Genomic DNA, 1,124 nt, shown 5'->3' with positions numbered 1-1,124 from the left:
TTGCATTGGGTGGCTCCTCCTATACGCAGATATGGACATCTGCAGTATGGCGCATTGCGACGCCGATTGGAGCAGGAGCCATCCACCCCATCAGCCGTGAGCCGGTTCTGTGGAAAGACTAACGTTTGCGAGCGCAGAAATGGCTGTTCCAAATGCGGCGCGAGTGCCTTTTCTGTCAGGCTTTTTGCATTTGCTGCGGTGCAGGAAATATCTTGGCCAGTTTGCGGAGGTTTTGGGCGGTTGCGGCGAGGAGAAATTCGTCGTTTGCGCCGCATGGACCTCGTAATCGGAGGCGACCCAGGCCGAGGATGCGTTTGAGGTGGGCAAAGAGCATCTCGACCTTCTTTCGAAGTCGCATTGAGACTTCGTGTTGTTTGGTTCTCGCGAGGTCGCGGGCAACCTGGCGGGCAGGATTGGCATATCAACCTCAGGGCCTGATACTTGCCACGCCTTTGCCTGTCGGCCTACGATTTGAATCGCAATAGTTCCGCCGGAACTGCTCGAGCGCCTCACCCTCGGGGCAGATGTATTGGTTGTTCTCTGCGTCCCGCTCGAAGTCGGCCCGGGTCCATGTGCCCTCTGTTCGTTGCATCTTGCCAGCCACGCATCCAGATCGACCTGCAATTCCTCGACCGTGCGATACAATTTCTTGCGAAAGACGATGTCATGGAACTCATCCTTGATCGTCCGGTGGAACCGCTCGTATATGCCCTTGGTCTGCGGGCCGTTGGCTTTGGTTCGGGTGTGATCCACATCCTCAACCGCCAGATAAAGCTGATAGGCGTGGTTTTGACCTTGCCGTGATATTCCGTGCCCCGATCCATCGCTTCGGGATCACCACGTTGCCGCGATACAAATCCGCGGCCGACTGGCCTGGTGGTCCAACAGCGGATACAATCAGCGAGGCTGCGGTGAGACACTTATGGGTCGATGGAAGGGTGTCATCGGGCGAGAACTGAAAGCGCGAAACATCGACAACCAGAAGACGGAAGTCAGGATCGGCGTCAGCGCACTCAACAAAATGACAGCACTTGGGATTGATCGTTACATGACCTACTTTGCGACTCGGCGGGTCAAACTGACCCAGCCCAACATTGCAAAACTGGCGGCGAAAGAGCCAAGGT

Annotated in this window: 3 pseudogenes; 1 reads left to right on the top strand and 2 read right to left on the bottom strand. The window is 56.2% G+C overall.

Features of this window, described 5'->3' with window-relative positions:
* Positions 1-175: 175 nt before the first annotated feature.
* Together BUB78_RS21355 and BUB78_RS20025 are read right to left on the bottom strand one after the other, a co-directional pair.
* A pseudogene (locus BUB78_RS21355) lies at positions 176-409 on the bottom strand (transposase); the annotation flags it as partial.
* A 161-nt stretch (positions 410-570) separates the two neighbouring features.
* A pseudogene (locus BUB78_RS20025) lies at positions 571-821 on the bottom strand (integrase core domain-containing protein); the annotation flags it as partial.
* On the opposite strand from BUB78_RS20025, the pseudogene BUB78_RS21650 reads away from it, so the two are divergent.
* Positions 818-1,036 (top strand): annotated as a pseudogene (locus BUB78_RS21650) (IS5 family transposase); the annotation flags it as partial. The pseudogenes BUB78_RS20025 and BUB78_RS21650 overlap by 4 nt on opposite strands.
* Between the last annotated feature and the right edge of the window lie 88 nt (positions 1,037-1,124).

Origin of the sequence: Roseovarius marisflavi (assembly GCF_900142625.1) — a bacterium.
In the GTDB taxonomy this organism is placed as follows: Bacteria; Pseudomonadota; Alphaproteobacteria; order Rhodobacterales; family Rhodobacteraceae; genus Roseovarius; species Roseovarius marisflavi.
This window is presented reverse-complemented; position numbering and strand designations above follow the sequence as displayed.